At 62.4% G+C, this 21,198-nt stretch carries 18 protein-coding genes and 1 pseudogene; 9 read left to right on the plus strand and 10 right to left on the minus strand.

Annotated features, from left to right (window positions below; translation table 11 throughout):
* Nucleotides 1–16: 16 nt before the first annotated feature.
* Entirely contained in the window at nucleotides 17–658 is a 642-nt protein-coding gene (gene ureG / locus JMY28_RS01275; protein ID WP_201693805.1) for an urease accessory protein UreG, read from the plus strand.
* A 25-nt stretch (nucleotides 659–683) separates the two neighbouring features.
* Here the strand turns inward: ureG and JMY28_RS01280 are convergent, their stop codons facing one another.
* Nucleotides 684–2,264, minus strand: coding sequence for a hypothetical protein (locus JMY28_RS01280; protein WP_201693807.1), 1,581 nt, complete (start codon nucleotides 2,262–2,264; stop codon nucleotides 684–686).
* Between the two features lie 306 nt (nucleotides 2,265–2,570).
* Between JMY28_RS01280 and JMY28_RS01285 the strand changes: the two genes are divergently transcribed.
* Complete coding sequence (locus JMY28_RS01285; RefSeq protein ID WP_407945454.1) at nucleotides 2,571–2,825, plus strand: GTP-binding protein; 255 nt, start codon at nucleotides 2,571–2,573, stop codon at nucleotides 2,823–2,825.
* Here the strand turns inward: JMY28_RS01285 and JMY28_RS01290 are convergent.
* Nucleotides 2,799–4,379 (minus strand): hypothetical protein, encoded by a 1,581-nt coding sequence (locus JMY28_RS01290; protein WP_201693809.1) that lies wholly within the window; start codon nucleotides 4,377–4,379, stop codon nucleotides 2,799–2,801. The two genes, JMY28_RS01285 and JMY28_RS01290, sit on opposite strands and share 27 nt — an antisense overlap.
* A 48-nt stretch (nucleotides 4,380–4,427) precedes the next feature.
* Nucleotides 4,428–4,790, minus strand: coding sequence for a DMT family transporter (locus JMY28_RS01295; protein ID WP_201693810.1), 363 nt, complete (start codon nucleotides 4,788–4,790; stop codon nucleotides 4,428–4,430).
* A 623-nt stretch (nucleotides 4,791–5,413) separates the two neighbouring features.
* Here JMY28_RS01295 and JMY28_RS01300 point away from each other — a divergent pair.
* Complete coding sequence (locus JMY28_RS01300) at nucleotides 5,414–6,526, plus strand: glycosyltransferase family 9 protein (RefSeq protein ID WP_201693812.1); 1,113 nt, start codon at nucleotides 5,414–5,416, stop codon at nucleotides 6,524–6,526.
* Nucleotides 6,527–6,595: 69 nt separating this feature from the next.
* Here JMY28_RS01300 and JMY28_RS01305 read toward each other — a convergent pair.
* The 5 genes and pseudogenes from JMY28_RS01305 to JMY28_RS01325 all read right to left on the minus strand — a co-directional run.
* Nucleotides 6,596–6,832 (minus strand): annotated as a pseudogene (locus JMY28_RS01305) (IS481 family transposase); the annotation flags it as partial.
* A gap of 24 nt (nucleotides 6,833–6,856) precedes the next feature.
* Entirely contained in the window at nucleotides 6,857–8,164 is a 1,308-nt protein-coding gene (gene waaA, locus JMY28_RS01310; RefSeq protein ID WP_201693814.1) for a lipid IV(A) 3-deoxy-D-manno-octulosonic acid transferase, read from the minus strand.
* Nucleotides 8,165–8,261: 97 nt separating this feature from the next.
* The gene (locus tag JMY28_RS01315) at nucleotides 8,262–9,146 is read right to left on the minus strand and encodes a Kdo hydroxylase family protein (protein ID WP_201693816.1); all 885 of its coding nucleotides are present in this window, start codon (nucleotides 9,144–9,146) and stop codon (nucleotides 8,262–8,264) included.
* 240 nt (nucleotides 9,147–9,386) lie between these two features.
* Nucleotides 9,387–10,382 carry a lipopolysaccharide heptosyltransferase I gene (gene waaC, locus JMY28_RS01320; RefSeq protein ID WP_201693818.1) on the minus strand — a complete coding sequence of 332 codons (996 nt, stop codon included), beginning with the start codon at nucleotides 10,380–10,382 and terminating at the stop codon, nucleotides 9,387–9,389.
* Between the two features lie 177 nt (nucleotides 10,383–10,559).
* Entirely contained in the window at nucleotides 10,560–11,954 is a 1,395-nt protein-coding gene (locus JMY28_RS01325; RefSeq protein ID WP_201693820.1) for a phosphomannomutase/phosphoglucomutase, read from the minus strand.
* A 247-nt stretch (nucleotides 11,955–12,201) separates the two neighbouring features.
* Here JMY28_RS01325 and JMY28_RS01330 point away from each other — a divergent pair, with 247 nt between their 5' ends.
* Both JMY28_RS01330 and JMY28_RS01335 read left to right on the plus strand, forming a co-directional pair.
* A complete protein-coding gene (locus tag JMY28_RS01330) occupies nucleotides 12,202–13,464 on the plus strand; it encodes an oligosaccharide flippase family protein (protein ID WP_201693822.1) in 1,263 nt (420 codons plus the stop codon).
* Entirely contained in the window at nucleotides 13,464–14,303 is an 840-nt protein-coding gene (locus JMY28_RS01335; RefSeq protein WP_201694584.1) for a glycosyltransferase, read from the plus strand. Before JMY28_RS01330 ends, JMY28_RS01335 begins: the two co-directional genes overlap by 1 nt.
* Here the strand turns inward: JMY28_RS01335 and JMY28_RS01340 are convergent.
* Both JMY28_RS01340 and JMY28_RS01345 read right to left on the minus strand, forming a co-directional pair.
* Entirely contained in the window at nucleotides 14,300–15,043 is a 744-nt protein-coding gene (locus JMY28_RS01340; RefSeq protein ID WP_236596648.1) for an LrgB family protein, read from the minus strand. The genes JMY28_RS01335 and JMY28_RS01340 overlap by 4 nt on opposite strands.
* On the minus strand, nucleotides 15,040–15,411 hold the full coding sequence (locus tag JMY28_RS01345; protein ID WP_201693824.1) for a CidA/LrgA family protein: 372 nt from the start codon (nucleotides 15,409–15,411) through the stop codon (nucleotides 15,040–15,042). The genes JMY28_RS01340 and JMY28_RS01345 overlap by 4 nt, the downstream gene beginning before the upstream one ends.
* A gap of 604 nt (nucleotides 15,412–16,015) precedes the next feature.
* Between JMY28_RS01345 and JMY28_RS01350 the strand changes: the two genes are divergently transcribed.
* The 4 genes from JMY28_RS01350 (at nucleotide 16,016) to JMY28_RS01365 (ending at nucleotide 20,987) form a co-directional block, all read left to right on the plus strand.
* Nucleotides 16,016–17,047: an O-antigen ligase family protein gene (locus JMY28_RS01350; protein ID WP_328809360.1), complete on the plus strand. Its 1,032-nt coding sequence runs from the start codon at nucleotides 16,016–16,018 to the stop codon at nucleotides 17,045–17,047.
* A 174-nt stretch (nucleotides 17,048–17,221) separates the two neighbouring features.
* Complete coding sequence (locus tag JMY28_RS01355; RefSeq protein WP_236596673.1) at nucleotides 17,222–18,340, plus strand: glycosyltransferase family 4 protein; 1,119 nt, start codon at nucleotides 17,222–17,224, stop codon at nucleotides 18,338–18,340.
* Between the two features lie 31 nt (nucleotides 18,341–18,371).
* Nucleotides 18,372–19,403: a UDP-glucose 4-epimerase GalE gene (gene galE, locus JMY28_RS01360; protein WP_201693827.1), complete on the plus strand. Its 1,032-nt coding sequence runs from the start codon at nucleotides 18,372–18,374 to the stop codon at nucleotides 19,401–19,403.
* 570 nt (nucleotides 19,404–19,973) lie between these two features.
* Nucleotides 19,974–20,987: an FkbM family methyltransferase gene (locus tag JMY28_RS01365; RefSeq protein ID WP_201693829.1), complete on the plus strand. Its 1,014-nt coding sequence runs from the start codon at nucleotides 19,974–19,976 to the stop codon at nucleotides 20,985–20,987.
* Nucleotides 20,988–21,198 lie beyond the last annotated feature (211 nt).

Consider the following 21,198-nt stretch of genomic DNA (forward strand, 5'->3'; position numbering starts at 1 on the left):
ACCTCACACACGAACCATGAATTCGCACGCACCCAGCAAACGAACGAAGAAACTGCCGCCGCTGCGCGTCGGCGTGGGCGGCCCGGTCGGCTCCGGCAAGACGACCTTGCTCGAAATGCTCTGCAAAGCCATGCGCGAGCGCTACGACCTCGTCGCCATTACCAACGACATCTACACGAAGGAAGATCAGCGCCTCCTGACCGTAGCGGGCGCGCTGCCCGCCGAGCGCATCATGGGCGTGGAAACAGGCGGCTGCCCGCACACGGCGATCCGCGAAGACGCGTCGATCAACCTCGAAGCCGTCGACCAGATGCTCACGCGCTTTCCCGATGCGGACATCGTCTTCATCGAATCGGGCGGCGACAATCTCGCGGCAACCTTCAGCCCCGAGCTTTCGGACCTCACGATTTACGTGATCGACGTGGCGGGCGGCGAAAAGATCCCGCGCAAGGGCGGCCCCGGCATCACGAAGTCGGACCTGCTCGTCATCAACAAGACCGACCTCGCGCCGCTCGTGGGCGCCAACCTCGACGTCATGGCCTCCGACGCGAAGAAAATGCGCGGCGAGCGGCCCTTCGTGATGTGCAACCTGAAGGCGCTCGAAGGGCTCGGCGAGGTCATCGCTTTCATCGAAAAGAAAGGATTGCTGATCGGATGAGTCGCCAGCACGCGCCAGTCAGATTTCAATGACACGCACGCCGCTCGTACAGCGACCAGTTCGGCACCGACTTCACTAGCGCGACTTCGCATTCGTCGTTGCGCAGGAAGTTCGCCGGCAATGGCTCGGTATGGCGCACAAAAAAGTAGCGATAGATCCGGCCATCCACCTTGTGCCAGTCGAACGTGCCGGGCTCGTCCATCCAGGGACCGGGGCGCACCGGCGGAATATGGTCGTGCTTGAAGCGGACGACGTCCGGCAGGAAGAATGCGAAGTTGAAATCGACGAAGCCTTTGTTTTCCGCCTGATACCAAAGCGCGTAGGTGTGATATGTCCACCGGTTGTGGACGATATCGCTTTCGGGCGAATAGATAAGGCCAAGCGCGCGCTGCTCCGGCTGCGCGAGCGCGAGCAGCGCCTCGAACGGCTCGTTCTCGGCGGCGAAACGATACTCGCGCACAGCGAGCGTGCCGAAGTAGCCCCAACAGAACAGCACGAGCAGCATTTCGACTACGCCGATGCGCGCGGCGGGTAGGGTCCATCGCTCGCCAGTGCTTGCGGAGCGGAACAGCAGGACATACACCGGCAGCAGGAAGATCGCGAAGCGCTGGTAAAGCAGGTCAATGCCGAGCGCGTTCGTCGGGGCGACGAACCAGACGACGAGAATCGCCAGCATGGGCACCCACGCGCTCGGATCACGACGGTTGAGCTTCGCACCCATGAACCACGGTGCGGCCAGTAGAAACACCTCGCCGAGTAGTGAGTACCAGTCGCGCGTTTCAGTGGCGAGTGTGTAGAGCACAAAGTTATACGCGCGATGCCATCCGTAAGGCCCCATCCAGTCCCAGACCGCCACTGGATCCGCGGCGCCCGGATCGTTCGGGATCACGAGCGCGTTGCGCTTGACGAACCACAGGTACCCAACGATCAGCAATCCGAGCAGCACATAAGGCAGCAGGATTCTCGCAATCGCGCCTGCCCGGCGCGTGAAGCAAGGAATGAATGCGACGCCTACCGCGCATGCGAACAGAAACACGAGTCCATGCGCAAAGAACAGCACGACGCCGGCGGCGAAGATGCCGAGCGCGTGCACCGCCGTCGGTGCAGCGGCGTAACGGCGCGCGAGGACCATGAACAACAGACCCAGCGGCACCGCCACGATGTACGGATAGAAGCCGTATTGCCAGGCCAGGCCGAAGAAGCCTGGCATGAGAAGCCAGTCGAGCCGCTCGTCCGCCTCGAAGGTCTTGCGCAGCGCTACGCCCCCCGCCACGAAGCCAAAGTACGCGAGCATCATGACGAACTTGACCGCAGCGAGCACTGGCATCACGAACGACAGCGCTAACGCGAATACATACGGCAGCAGATAGGGCGTAAACCAGTTGATCCACACGATATCTGCCCACGGCGAGGTGCCAGTCACGAGATCGCGAAGTAGCGCGATCTGCGCGACGTGCTGCGCGATATCCCCCATCGGCGGTCGCGGTGCGATCCAGAACAATGCTCCGCCAAAGAGCGTCGTCGTGACGAGCAAAATCAACCTCACGCGCGCGGCTCCGCTGGCTGCATGGCTCGCGTCAAGTGGGAGATTGAGAGTGGTACTCATGGGCAATCAGCCTCCGGTCCGGCAGGTTATTTCGAACGCTTGAGCAACCCAGCCACGGGTCATGTCGGGCTGGTACAACAGCAACATCGCGACGATCAATAAAGCCCCGTCATCGAGCGGCCGCTTAGGAACGCCATATTCGGCAGGCGAATCCACGACACATGAAAGCTATTATTAATAAGCGTGGAAGTATGTTCGGCTGATCACGTTCCGAATGCCTCCCACGTAGGCCCTAATACTTGTCGTGACTGCCCGAGCGAACACTCGAACGGCTGGGCAAAGGGAGACCGCCGCCTTCTGAGCGTCGTGGGTGCGCTGGGCGCCGAGGTTTCGGACTTGACGATCTACGTGATCGGGGTGGCGGGCGGCAAAAAAATTCCGCGCAAGGGCGGCCGCGGCATCATGCAGTCGGACCTATTCGTCATCAATAAGGCCGACCTCGCGCCGCTCGCGGGCCTCGACCAGATCGTCGCTTTCATCGAAAAGAAAGGCACACGGATCGAGCGGGCAACCGGCGCGAACCGCAGTGAACTTTCAATGACACGCGCGCCGCTCGTATAGCGACCAGTCTGGCACGGACTTCACGAGCACGACTTCACACTCGTCGTTGCGCAGGAAGTCCGGCGGCAACGGCTTGGTGTGACGTACAAAAAAATATCGATAGATGTGCCCGTCCGCTTTGTGCCAGTCGAACACGCCTGGGTCGACCATCGGCAGACCCGGCCGTACGAGCGGTATGTGCTCGGGCCTGAATCGCACGACCTCGGGCAGGAAGTAGGCGAAGTTGAAGTCGACGAAGCCTTTCGACTCCGCCTGATACCAGAGCCCGTAGGCGTGATAGGTCCAGAGATTGTGGACGATATCGCTCTCGGGCGCGTAGATGAGGGAAAGCGCGCGCTGCCCCGGCTCAGCGGCGGCCAGCAGCGTCTCGAAGGGCGCATTCTCGACGGCAAACCTGTGCTCGCGCTGCGCGAGCACGCCAAAGTAGACCCAGCAAAAGAGCATGAGCAGCACTTCGATCAACCCGATGCGCGCCGCCTGAGTGGGCCGGCGCTGGGCGGCTTCCGGGGCGCGGAACAGCAGGACATACGCAGGCAGCAGGAAGATGGCGAAGCGTTGGTAAAGCAGATCGATGCCAAGCCCGTACGCCGGCGCGAGAAACCAGACGGCGAGAATCGCCAGCATGGGTAGCCACGCGCTCGGATCGCGGCGATTGAGCTTCGCACCCATGAGCCACGGCGCGGCTAGCAGGAATAGCGCGCCGAGCAGAAAGTACCAATCCCGCATCTCCGTCGCGAGTGTATAAAGCACGAAGTTATACACGCGATGCCAGCCGTAGGACCCCGACCAGTCCCAGACCAGCGCCTTCTCCGCGGGGCCTGAGCCTCCTGGCATCACGAGCGCGTTACGCTTGACGAACCACAGGTATCCCACGATCAGCAAACCGAGAAGCACATACGGCAACGCACTTCGCGCGATCGCGCCGGCCCGGCGCGTGAAGCACGGAATGAACGCTGCACCGACTGCGCATGCGAACAGAAACACGAGCCCGTGCGCAAAGAACAGCACCACGCCAGCGGTGAAGATGCCGAGCGCGCCGCGCGCCGTGGGCGCCGTCGCATAGCGGCGCGCGAAAATCAGAAACAGCAGACCGAGCGGCACGGCCACGATATACGTGTAAAAACCGTATTGCCACGCGAATCCAAAGAAGCCGGGCACGAAGAGCCAGTCGAGCCGCTCGTCTGCCTCGAATGTCGTGCGCAACGCTACGCCCGCCGCCACTGAGCTGAAGTACGCGAACATCATGATCAGCTTGATCGCGACCAGCACCGGCATCACAAACGAAAGCGTGAACGCGAGCCCATAAGGCAGCAGGTAAGGCGTGAAAGCGTTGATCCACACGATATCCGCCCACGGCGAAGTGCCGACAACGAGTTCGTGGAGCAGCGAGATCTGTGCGGCATGTTGCGCGAGATCCCCCATCGGAGGACGCGGAGCGATCCAGAACAGCGCGCCGCAAAGAAGTGTCGTCGCGACGAGCAGAATCAGCCTCAAGCGCGCGGCTGCGCTGGCCGCACGGTTCGCGCCAAGTGGGGGATTGAGCATGATATTCATGAGGGATCAGCCTCCGGGCCGGCAGGTCATTTCGAACGATCGAACGGCTCAGCCACGGGTCATGTTGGGCGAGTAAAGCAGGAACATCGCCACGATCAGGAAAGCAGCTCCCGTCATCGAGCGGCCAGTTGCCATTTCGTTGTTTAGGATGCCGAACGCGAAGATTTCGAGAATCGTGATGCCAACCATCAATGGGTAGGCGATGCTGAGTTCGATCTTCTTGAGTGAGATGGCGTAGCAAACGAAACCGACGCCGTATGCGCAGATCGCGCCGAGACGAAACAGCATCGGGCGGTCGAAGAGCGCATTCGTCAGATGAGTGAAGTTCTCGGGCGAGCGCCCGGCCATACGCAGCAGGATGCTGGCGATCGCGCTAAACGTCCCACTTAGTAGGAGAAAGATGATGTACATGTTGGCTCAGCGTTGGGAACGTAATTATTGATAGGCAACGTTACGTCCAGTGAAAGCTAAAGCGCATAGAACTGGAAGTATGTTCGGCGGCCCACGCTGCTGGAGACGCTCGTGTATGCCGTAATGTGCGGTAATCGAAGCGGCCCTTCGCAAACGTTTGTTGCGCGCGCAGTCAACCGGAACGCTTGCGCGCGAAACGATCCGATACAGAAAAGTCAGAGGAAAGACGGCTGCGCGCACATGAATTTATGCGGCTGGATGCGGCGGGGTTTGGGTTTGGGAGCGGCCGGGCGTGGACTGACTAGACCCAGTGGTCGCAAGTATTGTGCTGTGTGACTTCCCGGAAACCGTTCGCACTGGTTCGCAGGCACTCGTCCTTCCGAGACGACTACGTCTTCGCGCAGACGCCCGCCGAACGCGAAGAACGCTGAAGCACCTGTGAGGACGTTGCGCACCAATTCGTCCCGACGGCGCGGAAGGACGCCGGAGCTCATCCCTAGGACGGCAGTAAGGTCGCCCTCGAGCGCCCCCCCGAGGATAGCGTTGCCGGACCGCGAGTACACCAGTCACACGATGGCATAATAGCCCTTCGATCAAAGGATACGGATGTCGCGGGCAAGCTCATGCAGAGTGAAAAAAGGAACGTCGAACCAGTCCGTGGTTTTATAAATAAAAGCCTTCGCGTTCCTCATCCCGAAATTATTCAGGACGAGGTCGAGAATCTCTCCTTTTATAAGAAGATTTCGCTTCTGAAGAAGCAACTGCATAAATGGTCGATACTTTCATTTAACCGCCAACTCGGCCTGTACACAGAAGCCGCGGACTTGCGCGCTGGCGCCCGGATTCTATTGATGTATAGCGGCGTCAACAACATCGGCGACGCGTTGATGGATCTTTCCGGCCGGGCGTTGATTGGCGGCACCTCGTACACGCTGGATGTACTGCTCGATCCGTCCCTGGCGGAGCTCTTTCGGCATGACCGATTCTTTTCGAAAATCTACACAGATTTTCGTGAGATCGATTTCGGCGAATACGATTTCGTCATACTGAACAAGCTTGGAATTCGCGTAATAAAAGAGAAAGTCGGGCATGCGCGTCAATCCAGATTTACGAGCCTGATCGGATGGTACGCAGGGCGTAACTACAATCACATACAGTTCAGCTACTACTCGTTCAACAAGATCCTGAAATGCGGGATCGACGATGTGGATCTGTATAAAAATTCGCGCCTGGTTCTCGACGCGCCGAAGTGTGATGATTTTCCATCGGAAGGCTATGCCGGTAGAGTCGCCATTTCTGTCGGCGGCAGGGAATCCCACCGAATCTACGGTAAGTGGGCAGACGTTCTTGCTCAGCTTGACGACGATGAGGGGTTATCGCGTTATGAGTATGTCCTGCTCGGATCAGATAATGGACTCAAGGAAGCAAACGATCTGACCGGTATGAAATTCAGGAATTTGAAGCTGACCTCGTTGGTTGGCAAACTGAAGATTCATGAATGCTTTTCCCTGTTAGGGCAAAGCAGATTGTTTGTAGGAGCGGACGGCGGGCTTCTGCATATTGCGCACGCGGCCGGCACGCCGACCATCGCTTTGTTTAGCGATGACATTGATCCAAGAACCCGATACGTCGAGAACGATTTTTTCAAATGCTCTCCACTGACGGGGGCTAGTGATGTGACGAGCATCGAGCCCAAAGATGTGGTGAATGTCATGAGAGATGTTCTGCCAGGGTGAATTGTGCGATTCGCAGACATCGTTTCACTTACTTGACGGCCGTCTCCTTGGCGCGTCGATCTACACGCTGTCCACCGCCTCCGCGAGCGATGTGATTTCGCCCGGTTCCGCAACACGATCGGCAGGCGTCTTGCCACCGAGTGAGCCGCGTGGCCGTTGCCAATTGTCGTCGAACTGCCACTCTCCGATTCGCAGGCCGATTGCCTGCTCAGCCGGAGCACGGCGGAGCCAGAACACGTTCAGATCGGTAAGCGGTGACCATTAAACCTTGCCGTCGATGTGCGGCGAGCGCGATGGAATTGAGCGAAGTACGCGCCACCGCGCACGAAGTCATACATCTGAGACGAGAGCCTGTATAACGTCCACCGTGCGCGCCGTCGCGCCGCGGTGGCGCGACGCGAACGCAGCCGCAGCCGCGCCCATGGCGACCCGGCGCGGTTTATCGTTGAAGAGTTCGCGCAAGGCGCGCGCGAGATCGGCGGGGTCCTGAACCTGCAGGGCCGCGCCTGCGGCCGTAGCGTCGGCGGTGGCCTGCGTGAAGTTGAACACGTGCGGGCCGATCAGCACCGGCACGCCCACAGCGCACGCTTCGATCAGGTTCTGCCCCCCGAGCGGCAAGAGACTGCCGCCGATAAACGCGAGGTCGGCGGCAGCGTAGTAAGCGCCCATTTCCCCCATCGAATCGCCGAGCAGAACGCTCACGTCCTGCGGCAACACTCGCACGCCCTCATGCGCGGAAGCCGCAGCAGCCGCGGCCGGCGCCCAGCGCGAGCGCCGCTCGAGCTTGAAGTTCTTGCGCTCCACGAGCGCGGCCACTTCATCGAAGCGCTGAGGGTGACGCGGCACGAGGATCAACAGCGCATCCGGCACATTCAAGGCAGCGAAGGCCTGCAGCACGAGTTCCTCTTCGCCTTCACGCGTGCTCGCCGCGACCCACACCGGTCGCTCGCCGATCGCGCGCCGCCAGTCGCGCCCACGTGCGATCAGCGCCGGCGGGCTCGCCATGTCGAACTTGAGGTTGCCGAGCACTGCCACGTTGCGCGCGCCGAGCGCGGTGAGGCGCTCCGCGTCGGAGGGGCTTTGGGCGAGCACGCGCGTGAAGCCGCCGAACACCTCGCGCGCGCCCGCACCGAACTTCGCCGCACGCTTGAACGAGCGCGCCGACATGCGCGCGTTGGTGAGCACGAGCGGCACGTCGGCGTGCTTGCATTCGTCGATGAGCGTGGGCCAGACCTCGGTTTCCATCACGAGACCGAGTGACGGCCGCCATGCGCGCAGGAAGCGCCGCACCGCGTGCGGCATGTCGTACGGCACGTAGCAGCGCAGCACGCGATCGCCGAAGAGCTGCTCGCCGGTGGCGCGTCCGCCCGGCGTCATATGCGTGAGCAGCACGCGCGCGTCGGGGCGCGCCGCCAGTAACGCGTCGACGAGCGGCTGCGCCGCGCGGGTCTCGCCCACCGAGACGGCATGCACCCAGATGAGCGGCGCGTCGTCCTCGGGCAAGCGGCCCGCCGAATAGCCGAAACGTTCGCCGATATGCTCGCGATAGCCACGCTCGCGGCGCGATCGGATGAATAGCCGCAGCACCGCAAGCGGTGCAATGAGCCACCAGGCCGCGCGATAGATCGCTCTTAGCATCGTGCCTCCGCGACGGCCAGGGTCATACGAAACGCCGCGGCCGCGCGGCAGGAGGTGTCGGTCGGCGCGTTGATCGGCAGGCTCATCTCGCGTGGGTTCAAACCAGTTCCTTGCCCTTGAGGCGTTCGAGGATGCCGAGCGGCGCCCAGTCGGGATGGACCATGTCCTTCACCGGCAGGAAAAAAGTCTGCTCCATCATGAACTGACCGGACATCACCGCATGCGAGGTGTGATCGGAGAAGCACACCCACACGCTGCCCGGCGGAAAGCCGATGGTCTCCTGCGGGCACGCCTTCTGATAGTCGAGATCGGCTTTCATGCCGTCGTGGAGGTTGAGCATCAGATGGTCGTACTCGCTGCGCGGCGACTTCGTGATATGCAGCAGGTTCTGCAGCCAAGCCGAACCCGGAAACTGCGGCTTGATGTTCGGCAGGAAGCGCTTGGCCATATTCTCGAACGGCTCGCCCACGCGCCACACGCGCGCCACGCCGTTCGGGTTGACGTTGGTGAACACGCGCAGAATGCGCTCACCGTAGTTCGGACGCGAGGGAAACGCATCGACGTGCAGGCGCGAATCGTCCTTGCGCCACGAGGTCTCACGCGTTTCCACCTGATGCAGACGCAGGCTCGTGGGCGCCACACGCAGCTTGTCGGTGTACTCGGGAAAGAGGCCGTCCACGAGCGTGCGAGCGCACGTCTGGTAACGCGCGATCAACGCGCGCACAGCCGACTGCGTGACAGTGTCGCCAAGCACGCCGTGCAGCGCGCCGCCGTTCGGGTCGAGGCTGATGTTCTTGCGGTTGGGATCGGCGATCGCGGGGTCGAGCAGTGCCCGCTCGCCACCTTCGATCGCAAAGGCCAGGTTCGGAAAATACAGCACCTTGCCCTGCTCGACGGCGTCGAGCAGCGTCTCGCGCGGTTGCGAGAGCTGCTGGCCGCGCCAATCGCCGGACGTGATTTCGATGATCTGGGATTCGTTCATGGTCGCCCCTGGAAGCGATGGATCTGATTGCCCGCCGATGTGGCGCGGTGGGAGCGTGGCGTGGCTTGTTGCCCGCTTTTTTTGCCCGCCTCTTTCGCGCGGCTCATGCCGGCCAAGCCCTGACGCTCGCTTGTGCACGTCCGTGCACCCTCGTGCGCGCCGATTCTTATACCCGCAGCCTGCGGGGCGCGCCTTGACGCGCCGCAGCCCGTTCGGCGCCGGCCCTGCGGCGGCGCGCCGCTACAGCAACCCGAAGCCCGCCAGCGCGCTCTTCACCTGCGCAAGCGTTGGCGGCTGGCCTGCCGTGCCCAGATTGACGACGTTCGGCGACCAGTAGCCGCCTGTGCGCCAGGCGGTCGCGAAATTGTACAACTCGACGGTTGGGCGCTTCAGCGCCGCCGCGATATGCACGAGACCCGTGTCCACGCCCACCGTGGCCGCCGCGCCGTCGATCAGGCCGACCACGGCAGGCAGCGAGAGCTTGGGCGGCACGATCGCCGCTTCGCCGAATTCGCGCGCAAGGCGCTCGCTGGTGGCGCGCTCGGCCTCGCTGCCCCAGGGCAGCACGAGCGACGCGCCGCGCCGCACGAGCGCCTGACCCAGCTCAATCCAGTGCTGGTCCGGCCACTGCTTGTCGGCGCGCGACGTGGCGTGCACGAACACGACGTAGGGCACCGGCAGGTTCAGCCCCACGCCCGCGAGCGCCTGGGCGGCGCGGTAGGTATCGAGGCCGAAGTCGATGTCGTCGGTGACCAAAGGCGGTGCGAGATCGAGCGCGCCCGCAACCAGTTGGCGCGTGCGCTCGACCACATGGGTGCGCGGCTCGATGCGGATCGAGCGGTCGTAGAAGAAGCGCACGGGCCATTCGTAGCCCGCGCCATCGGTGCGGTTGCCGAGACCGACGAGCGGCCCGCGCGCCCAACTCCCCACCCACGCCGTCTTGATGAGCCCCTGGCAGTCGATCACGAGGTCGTACTTCTCGGCCGCGAGCGCGCGCCGGAACGCGCCGATCTCGCGCCAGTTGGCGCTCGAGAAGAGGCCCTTGCGCCAGCGGCGCAGCGAAAACGGAATCGCCCGGCGCACGCCCTCCACCAGCTCGACGAGCGACTGGAAGCTCTCTTCGACGAGCCAGTCGATCTGCGCGTCGGGGTACCGCCGACGGATATCGGCAATGACGGGCATGTTATGGACGACGTCGCCAAGCGACGACACGCGCACGATGAGGATCTTTTGCACGCTCAAGGCTCTTGGGCCAGACAGATTAAAAAGGTGGGCAATTTTAGCGCGCCGCACGCAAATGCGAAGAAAAACCGGGGAAATGCGCGGAAAGGAATGCAAACGGCGCCGCGCCGTGGCTGGCGCGGCGCCGTTGGGCGCGTCATGTGGCCGCAAGGGGCACAAGGCCCCCGGGGCTTAGAACGGCAGCTTCGCGTCCGGCTTCTCAGCGAGAATCACGCGCTTGAAGTCGGCCTGGATGCGCGCGAGCGCAGCATCGTTGTCGGCTTCGAAGCGCATCACGACCACGGGCGTAGTGTTCGACGAGCGCGCGAGGCCAAAGCCGTCCGGATACTCCACGCGCAGGCCGTCGATGGTGATGACCTCGTCGGCGCCCGTGAACTTCGCATTCTTCTGCAGCTTCGCGATCAGCTCGAAGTTCTCGCCTTCCTCGAGCTTCAGTTGCAGCTCGGGCGTGGCGTGCGAGTTCGGCAGGTCGTTGAGCAGCTTGCTCGGATCGGCCACGCGCGAGAGGATCTCGAGCAAACGCGCGCCCGTGTACAGGCCGTCGTCGAAGCCGTACCAGCGATCCTTGAAGAACACGTGGCCGCTCATTTCACCCGCGAGGGGCGCGCCGGTTTCGCGCAGCTTCGCCTTCACGAGCGAGTGGCCCGTCTTCCACATGAGCGGCTCGCCGCCCTTGGCCTTCACCCACTTCGCGAGATTGCGCGTGCACTTCACGTCGTAGATGATCTGCTTGCCCGGATTGCGCGAGAGCACTTCCTCGGCGAACAGCATGAGCTGGCGATCGGGGTAGATGATCTCACCGTCCTTGGTCACGACGCCCAGACGGTCGCCGTCGCCGTCGAACGCGAAGCCGATCTCCGCATCCGTTTCCTTGAGCGCGCGAATCACGTCCTGCAGATTCTCGGGGTGCGCCGGGTCCGGATGGTGGTTCGGGAACGTGCCGTCGATTTGCGTGAACAGCTCGACCAGCTCGCAGCCCATTGCCTTGAACAGACGTGGCGCGAGTTCCCCTGCCACGCCGTTGCCGGTATCGACGACGATCTTGAGCGGGCGCGCGAGCTTGACGTCGCTCACGATGCGCGCCACATATTCGTCAGCGATGTCGTACTTCGTATAGCTGCCCTCGCCCGCATCGAAACGGTCCGCAACGATACGCTCGTAGAGGCCGAGGATCTGGTCGCCGTAAATCGCCTTGCCGCGCAGGACCATCTTGAAGCCGTTGTAGTCGGGCGGATTGTGGCTGCCCGTCACGACGATGCAGGAGTCCACGTTGCGCTCGCCGCCCACCAGCTGGAGTGGCACGTTCGCGGCGAAGTAGCCCACGGGCGTGGGCACCATGCCGACGTCGACCACGTCAACGCCCGCTTCGCACAGGCCGTCGGCCAGCGCACGCGAGAGATCGGGACCTGAGAGCCGGCCATCGCGCGCGATCACCACGGAGTCGCCGCCCTGTGCACGCACTTCGCTGCCGAAGGCGCGGCCGATGGCGCGCGCGGTGTCGGTGTCGAGGGTCTTGCCGATCACGCCGCGAATGTCATATGCCTTGAAAATCGATTTCGAAATCATGTTGGGCTCACGTCCAGATGGGAATTCGGGTCTATTCGTAACACGGACAGCCAGTTGAAAGCCTCTGGCGTTACGAAAAGTGGGATCCGTTACAAACTATAATTGCCGTTTTTCGGCAGTGGTATGCACCCATTTTAATGCTTCGCCGTTTCCTTTTATCGCCAAAATATTCGTCAAAAATGGCGGAGAGATTGCGCATGCCGCGTGCCTGCCCCTTTTTTAACGCGTGCCGCCGTGGCGAGGCGCGATGCTGAGCCTCAAGCGATTTGGGAACCCCGACGTCGCACGCGCGTTTGCAAACATCGTGTGGCTTGGCCTCGAGCGCGTCACGCAGATCGCGGTCGCCATCGTCATCAGCGGCGTGCTCGCGCGCTATTTCGGCCCCGACGTATTCGGCAAGTGGCAGTACGCCAATACGCTTTTGCTCGTGCTCGCGCCCATCACGTGGGTCTGTGGCGCCGAGATTCTCGTGCCCACCATCGTCAACCGGCCGCCGGAGCAGCTCGGCACTGTGCTCGGGAGCGCGTTCGCGCTGCGCATTGGCGTGTCGGCGGCGGCGCTGTTCCTCACGTGGGCCGGCATTGCGCTCGGCGTGACCGATCCGCTCGTCGGCGCGATGCTCGCCGGGCTCGCCGTGACGATGCTGTTTCGCGAGCCGTTCGTGGGCGTGATCAACGCGTGGCTGCAGAGCATGACGTATAGCAAGCCGCAGTTGCTCGCGAGCATGACGACGGCCGTGATCAAGGCGCTGCTCGTGTACCTGCTCGCGCGCGCGGCGTTCGCGCCCGCTACCTTCGGCTGGCTCTGGGCGCTCGAATCGGCGGCGATTGGTGCTGCGCTCGTGCTTTACTTCCGGCGCCGCCACGGCGGCAAGCTCGGCTGGCACGTGGATCGCTCGCTCTTCAAGCATTTCGCGAGCGCGGGCACGGTGTTCTGGCTCGGCCTCATCTGCATGTATCTGTTCCTGAAACTCGACCGCTTGATGCTCGAGCGCACGATCTCGTTCGCCGACCTTGGCCGCTATTCCGCCGCGCAGCAGCTCAACGAGAACTGGATCACACTCGCGCTCATGCTCTCGCAAACCATCGCGCCCGCCTTCGTCTACCGCGTCCAGCAGACCGCGCAACTGCGCCGCAATCTCGTGCGCCTCTTCGCCATGACCGCCTTGCTGATGGTGGCAGGCGCACTCGTGCTCGACGCGCTCGCGGGCTTTATCATCGGCCGCGTGTTCGGGCCTGACTATGAAGGCGCGATCGGCATTTTCCGCTGGGCTGTCTGGCTTTCGGTGCCGGCGGGGCTCGAAGCCATTGGCAACCTCGTCGTGCTCAAATATCAGGCGAAGTTCGTGCTGCTCGCGAAATGGCTGCTCGCGCTCGCCGTGGCGTTCGCCGTGAATCTCGTGGCGATTTCGCGACTTGGTTCGTACGGAGCGTTGTGCGGCCTCGCGGCTGGCTATCTCGCGGCTGCCTGCGTGAATCTCTACTACATCCGCTTCAAGCTAGTTTCATGATGAATTCCGCCGCGCTCCCTGCGAGCGACGCACGCGAGGGCGCGCTTGCCGACGTCGCCGTGCTCATGCCCGCGTACAACGGCCAGGACGACGTTGCGCGCACGCTCGCTTCGTTCGATGAAGATGCAACGATTTACGCACTCGTGGTCGATGACGGCAGCACGCCGCCTATCGTCGCGCCTGATGTACCTGGCATGCGCGTGGAAGTCTTGCGCATGCCGAAGAACGGCGGCATTGAGCGAGCGTTGCAGGCGGGTGTCGAGGCGCTCGCGGCCCGCGGTTTTCGCTACGCGGCGCGAATCGACGCGGGCGATCTCGCCGCGCCCCAGCGCCTCGCGAAGCAACGCGCGCGCATGCAAGCCGAGCCCGCGATCGCGGCGCTTGGCACGTGGACCCAGGTGATCAATCGCGCGGGTGAACCGCTTTTCATGCTGCGCCCGAGCGCCGATGCACGCACGCTGCGCCGCACTCGCCTGTTGCGCTCGCCGCTCGTGCATCCGTCGGTCATGCTGCGTATCGATGCCGTGCTTGCTGTGGGCAACTATCGCGTGCAATATCCGGCCGCTGAGGACCTCGACCTGTTCCTGCGACTGATGGAGCGCTATGAGTGCGCGAATTTGCCGGAGCTTGGTCTGTACTATGAGCTGAACGAAGGCGGTATTAGTGCGACAAAGCGGCGGCGGCAGATCGTCTCCACGCTACGTCTTCAACTGCACTATCTGAACGTGCTGAACTGGCGCGACTGGGCGGGCGTTGCGAAGAGCATGCTGCACTTCGTAACGCCATATCGCACCTTGCAGAAGATGAAACGGGCACTGTTCGCGAACAGCTCAACCTAAATCCAACGCAGCAGCACGGGCAACAGCACCGGCACAACGAAGGCGGTAAACACACCGTTCAGGCCCATGCCGAGCCCCGAAAATGCGCCCATCTCCTCGCTCACCTGAAACGCGCGCGCAGTACCGATGCCGTGTGACGCGACGCCGATCGCAAACCCACGCACCTCTACCTCGCGCACACGAATGAGGTTGAGAATCCAGCGTGCGGTCACCGCGCCAAACACACCCGTCGATATCACGAGCACAGCAGTGAGCGACGGAATGCCACCGATCTTGTCCGCAACGGCCATGGCGATCGGTGTGGTGACAGACTTCGGCGCGAGCGACGCAATGGTCTGATGCGAAGCGCCGAATAGCTTCGCGACGCCGACCGCAGACACAATCGCTGTGAGCGAGCCCGCAACAAGGCCGCCGAGCAATGGCAGCGCGCCGCGCTTGAGCTTGTCCCACTGACGATAGAGCGGTAGTGCGAGCGCGACCGTGGCGGGGCCGAGCAGGAAGTGCACGAATTGGGCGCCTTCGAAATACGTGCGATACGGCGTATCCGTGATCTTGAGCGCCGTGACGACGAGCGCCACGGCGATGAGCACCGGATTCGCGAGCGGATTGTGCTTCGCGCGCGCGTAGATATTGATGGCGATGAGATAGGCGACGAGCGTGACCGTTAAGCCGAGGAGCGGCGTGGCGGCGAGGTAGACCCAGATCGCATCGAGCTTGGTGATGGGCAGGTGGCTGTTCACGATGCGCCCTCCCCGGCCGACGTGTTTCGCCGCTGGCGACGCAACAATGCGCGCGTGACAAGCGCAGTCACGGCGATGCCAAGCGTCGTGCTCACGACGAGGCTCGCGATCACGGCGAGCGCCTCGCCGCGCACAGCCTGCGCGGACACCATGATGCCCACGCCTGCCGGAATGAAGAGCAGCGAAAGATGGCGCAGCAATTCGAGCGCGGTCGGCTCGATGGCCTCGGCGGCGGCGGGCCGCATCAGCGCGAAGGCGAACAAGAGCAACATGCCGATCACGGGACCGGGCACGGGCAGCGAGAACACGTAGGACACGCTCTCGCCGAGACACTGGAAGATCAGGAGGGCGGCAAGGGAACGAAGCATGGCTGAGGATCGGGCGAGACTGGAAACGTGCGCGGCGCGCGCAGTGTAGCCGAACGGTGCGCGAGGCGCAGCGAATCGTCATACCAGTGGGCGGCGCGCGCCCTGTGCTCTTACGCAACGGCCTCGCGTGCGCCTGCAACCTACACAGGTTCCGTTTGCTCCCGATTTTCACCGAGTCCGTGGCAATCACCAACGTAGTGCACAGATTTTTAGGCGCGGTCTCGAGCGAGGAAAATGTATGCGTACAATAGCGCGTTTCTCGTCATGCTTCGCACCCACAAAGCTGCGTAGTGAGGACGTAACACGGGGATGCAGTGCAAACCAACCCGCCCTTGCAGACAACAGCAGTGTAGCGATGCCGACAGCAGTTACGATTGATTCCCGACGCTCCGTGCCCGGCGACTGGCTGACCGCGGCCTTCTTGCTCGCCTTTCCCTCTATCGCCATGCTCGTGCAGGGCGCTGCGAGCGCCGTATCGATTGGCGCGGGTGTTGTTTCACTGGCGGCCCTGTGCTGGCGGCCGGCAGGCGCGTCATATGGCTATGCGCCGCCCGGGCGCCAAGGACTGGCGTTCTGCATCGCGCTATGTGGCCCCGTTGCCGCGGTGGCGCTCAGCACGCTCTCGCATGGGCATCCTTTGTTCCGGACCTGGGACTCGCCGTCGCGGTTCCTGCTCGCGATCCCGATCTTCCTCGCCCTGCGGCGCGCGCCGCTGCGGATCTTCGTCTGGGCGGACCTTTCCTTTACGCTGGGAGCCGTGTCCGCGCTCGCCCTGGCCCTTTTCATGCCGCGCGATTGGGGCGACGGCCGCATCGGCAGCGCGTTCCTGAACCCAATCCATTTTGGTGATCTCGCGCTCGCGCTCGGCGTTCTGTCGGCGATCGCGCTGAACTGGTGGCGCAAGGATTCGGCGCTCTGGCGCGCGCTGAAGATTGCGGGACTGCTCGCAGGCCTCGCTGCTTCGCTGTTGTCTGGCGCGCGCGGCGGCTGGGCGGCGATTCCGCTCGTTGCCGTGCTAATCGTGTGGGAACTCGGCCGCAACAAGCCTTTTCACTGGAGGGTGCTGATGCCGGTGACGGTTGCGATACTGCTCGGGCTCGTGTACGGGCTCTCGGGGACGGTGCGCGACCGCGTCGACCAAGTGTCGTCCGACCTGACGCAATACACACTTGGTCACCGCGATACGTCGGTCGGCATCCGTCTCCAGCTCTATGAGGCAGCTTCCACGTTGATTGCCGAACATCCGGTGCTGGGCCTTGGTGGCGACGGATTTCGCGACAAGATGACCTCGATGGCGAAGCAAGGTGCGATCACTCCTACTGCGGCGTCGTTCGGCGAGGGCGAAGTGCACAACCAGCTGCTCGCCTACATGGCCAACTACGGCCTTGTGGGCGGTCTCGCGCTGCTCGCGATCTACATCGTGCCTGCGGTCTTTTTCGCAGCGAAACTGAAGTCCACATCCAGGACGGCACGGCGTACGGCGCTCATGGGCCTGTCCTTCGTCCTGATGTTTTTCGTCTTCGGGCTGACGGTCGAGACTTTCGATCTGAAGAGCACTGTGTCTTTCTACGCGACCATGCTGGCCGTGCTGGCGGCGATTGCACAGCGCACCGATATCAAATCCGAGCCTTTCTAGCGCGGCTTCATGGATCGCTGACGGCTGGGCGCGTCTCTACGCCCGTCGGCTAAAATGTGCGCCCCGGCCCCTGCCGCCATTGCCTCCCAACGACGCCCCGCTTTCGTGAACCCCTCGCCTGCCCCGACCGCTGCCGCCGCGAGCGCGCCCCAGTCCGCCGCGCGCCGGCATCCACTGCATGTCGCCCTTGTCTGCAACACGGCCTGGGCGATCTATACGTATCGGCGCGGCCTTTTGCGTGCGCTCGCTGAGGCGGGCGCGCAAGTCACCGTGATCGCGCCGCGCGACCGCACCTTCGAACCGCTCGTCGCCATGGGCTGCCGCTGCGTCGAACTGCCGGTGGCCTCGAAGGGAACGAACCCGCTCGACGACCTGCGTACGCTCCTCGCGCTCTATCGCCACTATCGCGCGCTCAAGCCGGACGTCGTGTTCCACTACACGATCAAGCCGAATATCTACGGATCGATTGCCGCCTGGCTCGCACGCACGCCCTCGGTGGCGGTCACCACAGGCCTTGGGTACGTTTTCATCCAGAAGAGCCGCGCTGCGCAGGTCGCCAAGCGTTTGTATCGCTTTGCGTTCCGCTTCCCGCGCGAAGTGTGGTTCCTCAATCGCGACGATGAAGCCGCTTTCAAAGATGGCAATCTCCTCGCGCATCCCGAACGCGCGAGGCTGTTGCACGGTGAAGGCGTCGATCTCGAAGATTTCCCTCTCACGCCGCTGCCCGAGCTCGCGGAGTTTGCCTTCGTTCTGATTGGCCGGCTGCTCTGGGACAAAGGCGTGGGCGAGTACGTCGAGGCCGCGCGCACGCTGCGCGCGCGCTATCCTCACGCGCGCTTCAGGTTGCTTGGCCCGGTGGGCGTGGACAATCCGAGCGCGATCTCGCGCGAAGAAGTGGCGATGTGGGAGCGCGAAGGCGTGATCGAATATCTGGGCGAAACGGCCGATGTGCGCCCGTTTATTGCCGATGCGGACTGCGTCGTGCTGCCCTCGTACCGTGAAGGCGTGCCGCGCACGCTGATGGAAGCGAGCGCGATGGGCCGCCCGATCGTGGCCACTAACGTGCCCGGCTGCCGCGAAGTGGTTGCCGACGGCGTGAACGGCCTGCTGTGCGAAGCGCGCGACGCCGCCTCGCTAGCCGCTGGCCTCGCGCGCATGCTGGATCTCGACGGGCCGGCGCGCGCCGCCATGGCGGCACGCGGCCGGAAAAAAATCGAGAAAGAATTCGATGAGCGCGTTGTGGTACAACGCTACCGGGAACTGATCCGGGAAATTACCGGGTCGACTTTTTGATCGAGTCTGGATTTCACGGGAACGAACACGCATGACTGCGACGAACTCAAAGGGCACCATCCTCGTCACTGGCGGCGCCGGCTACATTGGCTCGCATACCTGCGTCGAGTTGCTCAATGGCGGCTATGACGTGGTCGCCGTCGACAATCTCGTGAACAGCAGCAGCGAATCGCTCAAGCAAGTCGAGCAGATCACAGGCAAGCCCGTGGCGTTTTACGAAACCGACGTGCGCGACGCCGCTGCCCTCTCGCGCGTTTTCGAAGCGCACCGCATCACCGGAGTGATCCATTTCGCGGCGCTCAAGGCCGTGGGCGAATCGGTGGCGAAGCCCATCGAGTATTACCGCAACAATGTTGACGGGCTGCTAGTGGTGCTCGACGTGATGCGCCAGCACGATGTGAAGCAGTTCGTGTTCAGCTCTTCGGCTACGGTGTACGGCATGCCCGAACGCTCGCCGATCGACGAATCGTTTCCGCTCTCGGCTACGAATCCCTACGGGCAGTCGAAGCTCATCGCTGAGCAGATCCTGCGCGACGTCACGATCTCGGACCCGGAGTGGCGCATTGCCGTGCTGCGCTATTTCAATCCGGTGGGCGCGCATGAAAGCGGGCTGATCGGCGAGGATCCGGCGGGCATTCCAAACAACCTCATGCCTTATGTCGCGCAAGTGGCGGTGGGCAAACTCGAAAAGCTACGCGTGTTCGGTGGTGATTACCCGACCCCGGACGGCACGGGTGTGCGCGACTACATTCACGTGGTCGATCTCGCGAAAGGCCACCTCAAGGCGCTCGATGCGCTTGCTTCGCGTGGTGAAGGCTTTGTCGTGAATCTCGGTACCGGCCGCGGCTACAGCGTGCTGGAAGTCGTGAAGGCGTTCGAACAGGCGTCAGGCAAGCCGGTGCCCTATGAGATCGTGGCGCGGCGGCCGGGCGACATAGCCGAATGCTATGCGAATCCGGTTGCAGCGGAAACGCTCATCGGCTGGAAGGCGGAGTTTGGGATCGAGCGCATGTGCGTGGATCACTGGCGCTGGCAGGAGAAGAATCCGCGGGGTTTTAAGTAAGAGGGGGCGTGGTTCCTCAAGGCGGCGTCCTCTCTTCGCAGCAGGTAACGGCCCACCATCGCCAGCGTCCCGCATCGTGCACGCAAGAAAATGAGAGTCGGCGCGCCACGATTGACCCGCTGTTGAGTAGTAAACATCGGCCAGCGGTGAATGCGCTCAACGTGGGTGCACACTGCATGCGGGCCTACAGTTCCATCCCGGCGAGAGCTTCTGCGTAAGCAAATTGTGCATCTGGATGACCAGCCGGTTGACTCTCGCGTCGGGTGTCCCCGTCTTAGACGGCCAGTGTTGACTCTAGCGCGGGCATAAGGCCTTCCGTAACGGGCGCCGTTCGCCCCGAAAATAGTGGAATCGGCGGCAGTATGGACCTCGCCGAAGCTCGGCACGCCGCACATTCTGCTCACCTGGTTTTGCAAATAGAGAAATCGCCCGAGGACGGTTAGTAGCCGCGCCACGCTCTCAGTCACCGCGCATTCGGGAACGGGAAGTTACGGTGTCTAACTATTTCTTTCCTGGCTGTTAGAATCGTCGCCTCGGCATCAACCTATCAACGGGGACGCAGGAGCGAAGATGGAACGCAATATCCGCATTGCCGGCAGAAATTGGCCAATTAATGGCGACGACAAGTATGCAGAGGGCATGAGCGACGAATTCGAACCGGATCTAATCTCACTGCTTGCGGTGATGTGCGATGGCGGTGCGCAGGCACTGGATATTGGCGCCAACATCGGCTGCACGGCACTCGCGTTGTCGCAGATCGTAGGCGATGGCAAGGTGGTAGCCGTCGAGCCTGTGCCACGCACCTTTGCACTTCTCACAAAGAATGTTGGTGCCGTCGCGAATATCACGCGTCAGAATTTTGCATTTGGCAGTCAGGCGGGAACACTCCCCATGCAAGGCAGCGAGACGAACCTCTCTGGTGCCTTCATCGCGAACGAGTTTCATACAGGGCGTGCGGGGCACTTTACGGTCGATGTCGCCGTGCGAACGGTTGACGAGGCCTTTTCTTCCTTGGGGCTCGAAAAGGTCGATTTCATGAAAATCGACGTTGAAGGTTTCGAGCTCGACGTACTCGAAGGGGCGACCGAGACGCTTCGTAAATGCAAACCTCGCGTCGTACTGGAGATGAATCATTTTTGTTTGAACCAGTTCAGACGCATAACGCTGCCGGAGTTTCGCGAGCGCCTGCTGAAAATCTTCCCGTACGCATACGCGATCGACGGATCCGAATACCTGGATTTTACCGACGAAAATGAAGCGTACGGCGTGACCTACGAGCATCTCACGAGCATGAGATTTGCCAATATCGTCGCGGGTTTCGATAAATCAGATCTGCTCACCCGGCTAAGCAGTCTCAATCGAACGCGCCATCTTCTTCGCACGGCAGACGTTGACGCGCAGTACTTAGCCAATCTCACGCGGGAGAAGGAAGACCTGCAACGGCAAGTCGATATGCTGCGCGAACAACTTGCGCAAGGCAGCGAGCGTCTTACGGCTGTAGAAAGTCACAATCGGGCTATTCTTGATTCATCAAGTTGGCGCATTACAAGGCCGATACGGGCGATCAAGAGGATGCTCTCGTAGCCCGCGCGCGCTCTTGACGGCAGATGCCGCGTCCTCATAAGTCGCCGATGGCGGGAAAATGTTTCCCGCCATTTTTTCGAAGCCCCCAACAATACGCAGGCTGCAGCGAGATCGATGTGACGTCGGTCGGCTCCACGACCAGGTCGGGTGCATGTCGATGCGGATCAACCCATCCGTGCTGTCGCTCTGTCGCCCCCTGACGTGCCATCTT

The sequence above is a fragment of the Paraburkholderia hiiakae genome, from assembly GCF_904848665.1.
GTDB classification, from domain to species: domain Bacteria; phylum Pseudomonadota; class Gammaproteobacteria; order Burkholderiales; family Burkholderiaceae; genus Paraburkholderia; species Paraburkholderia hiiakae.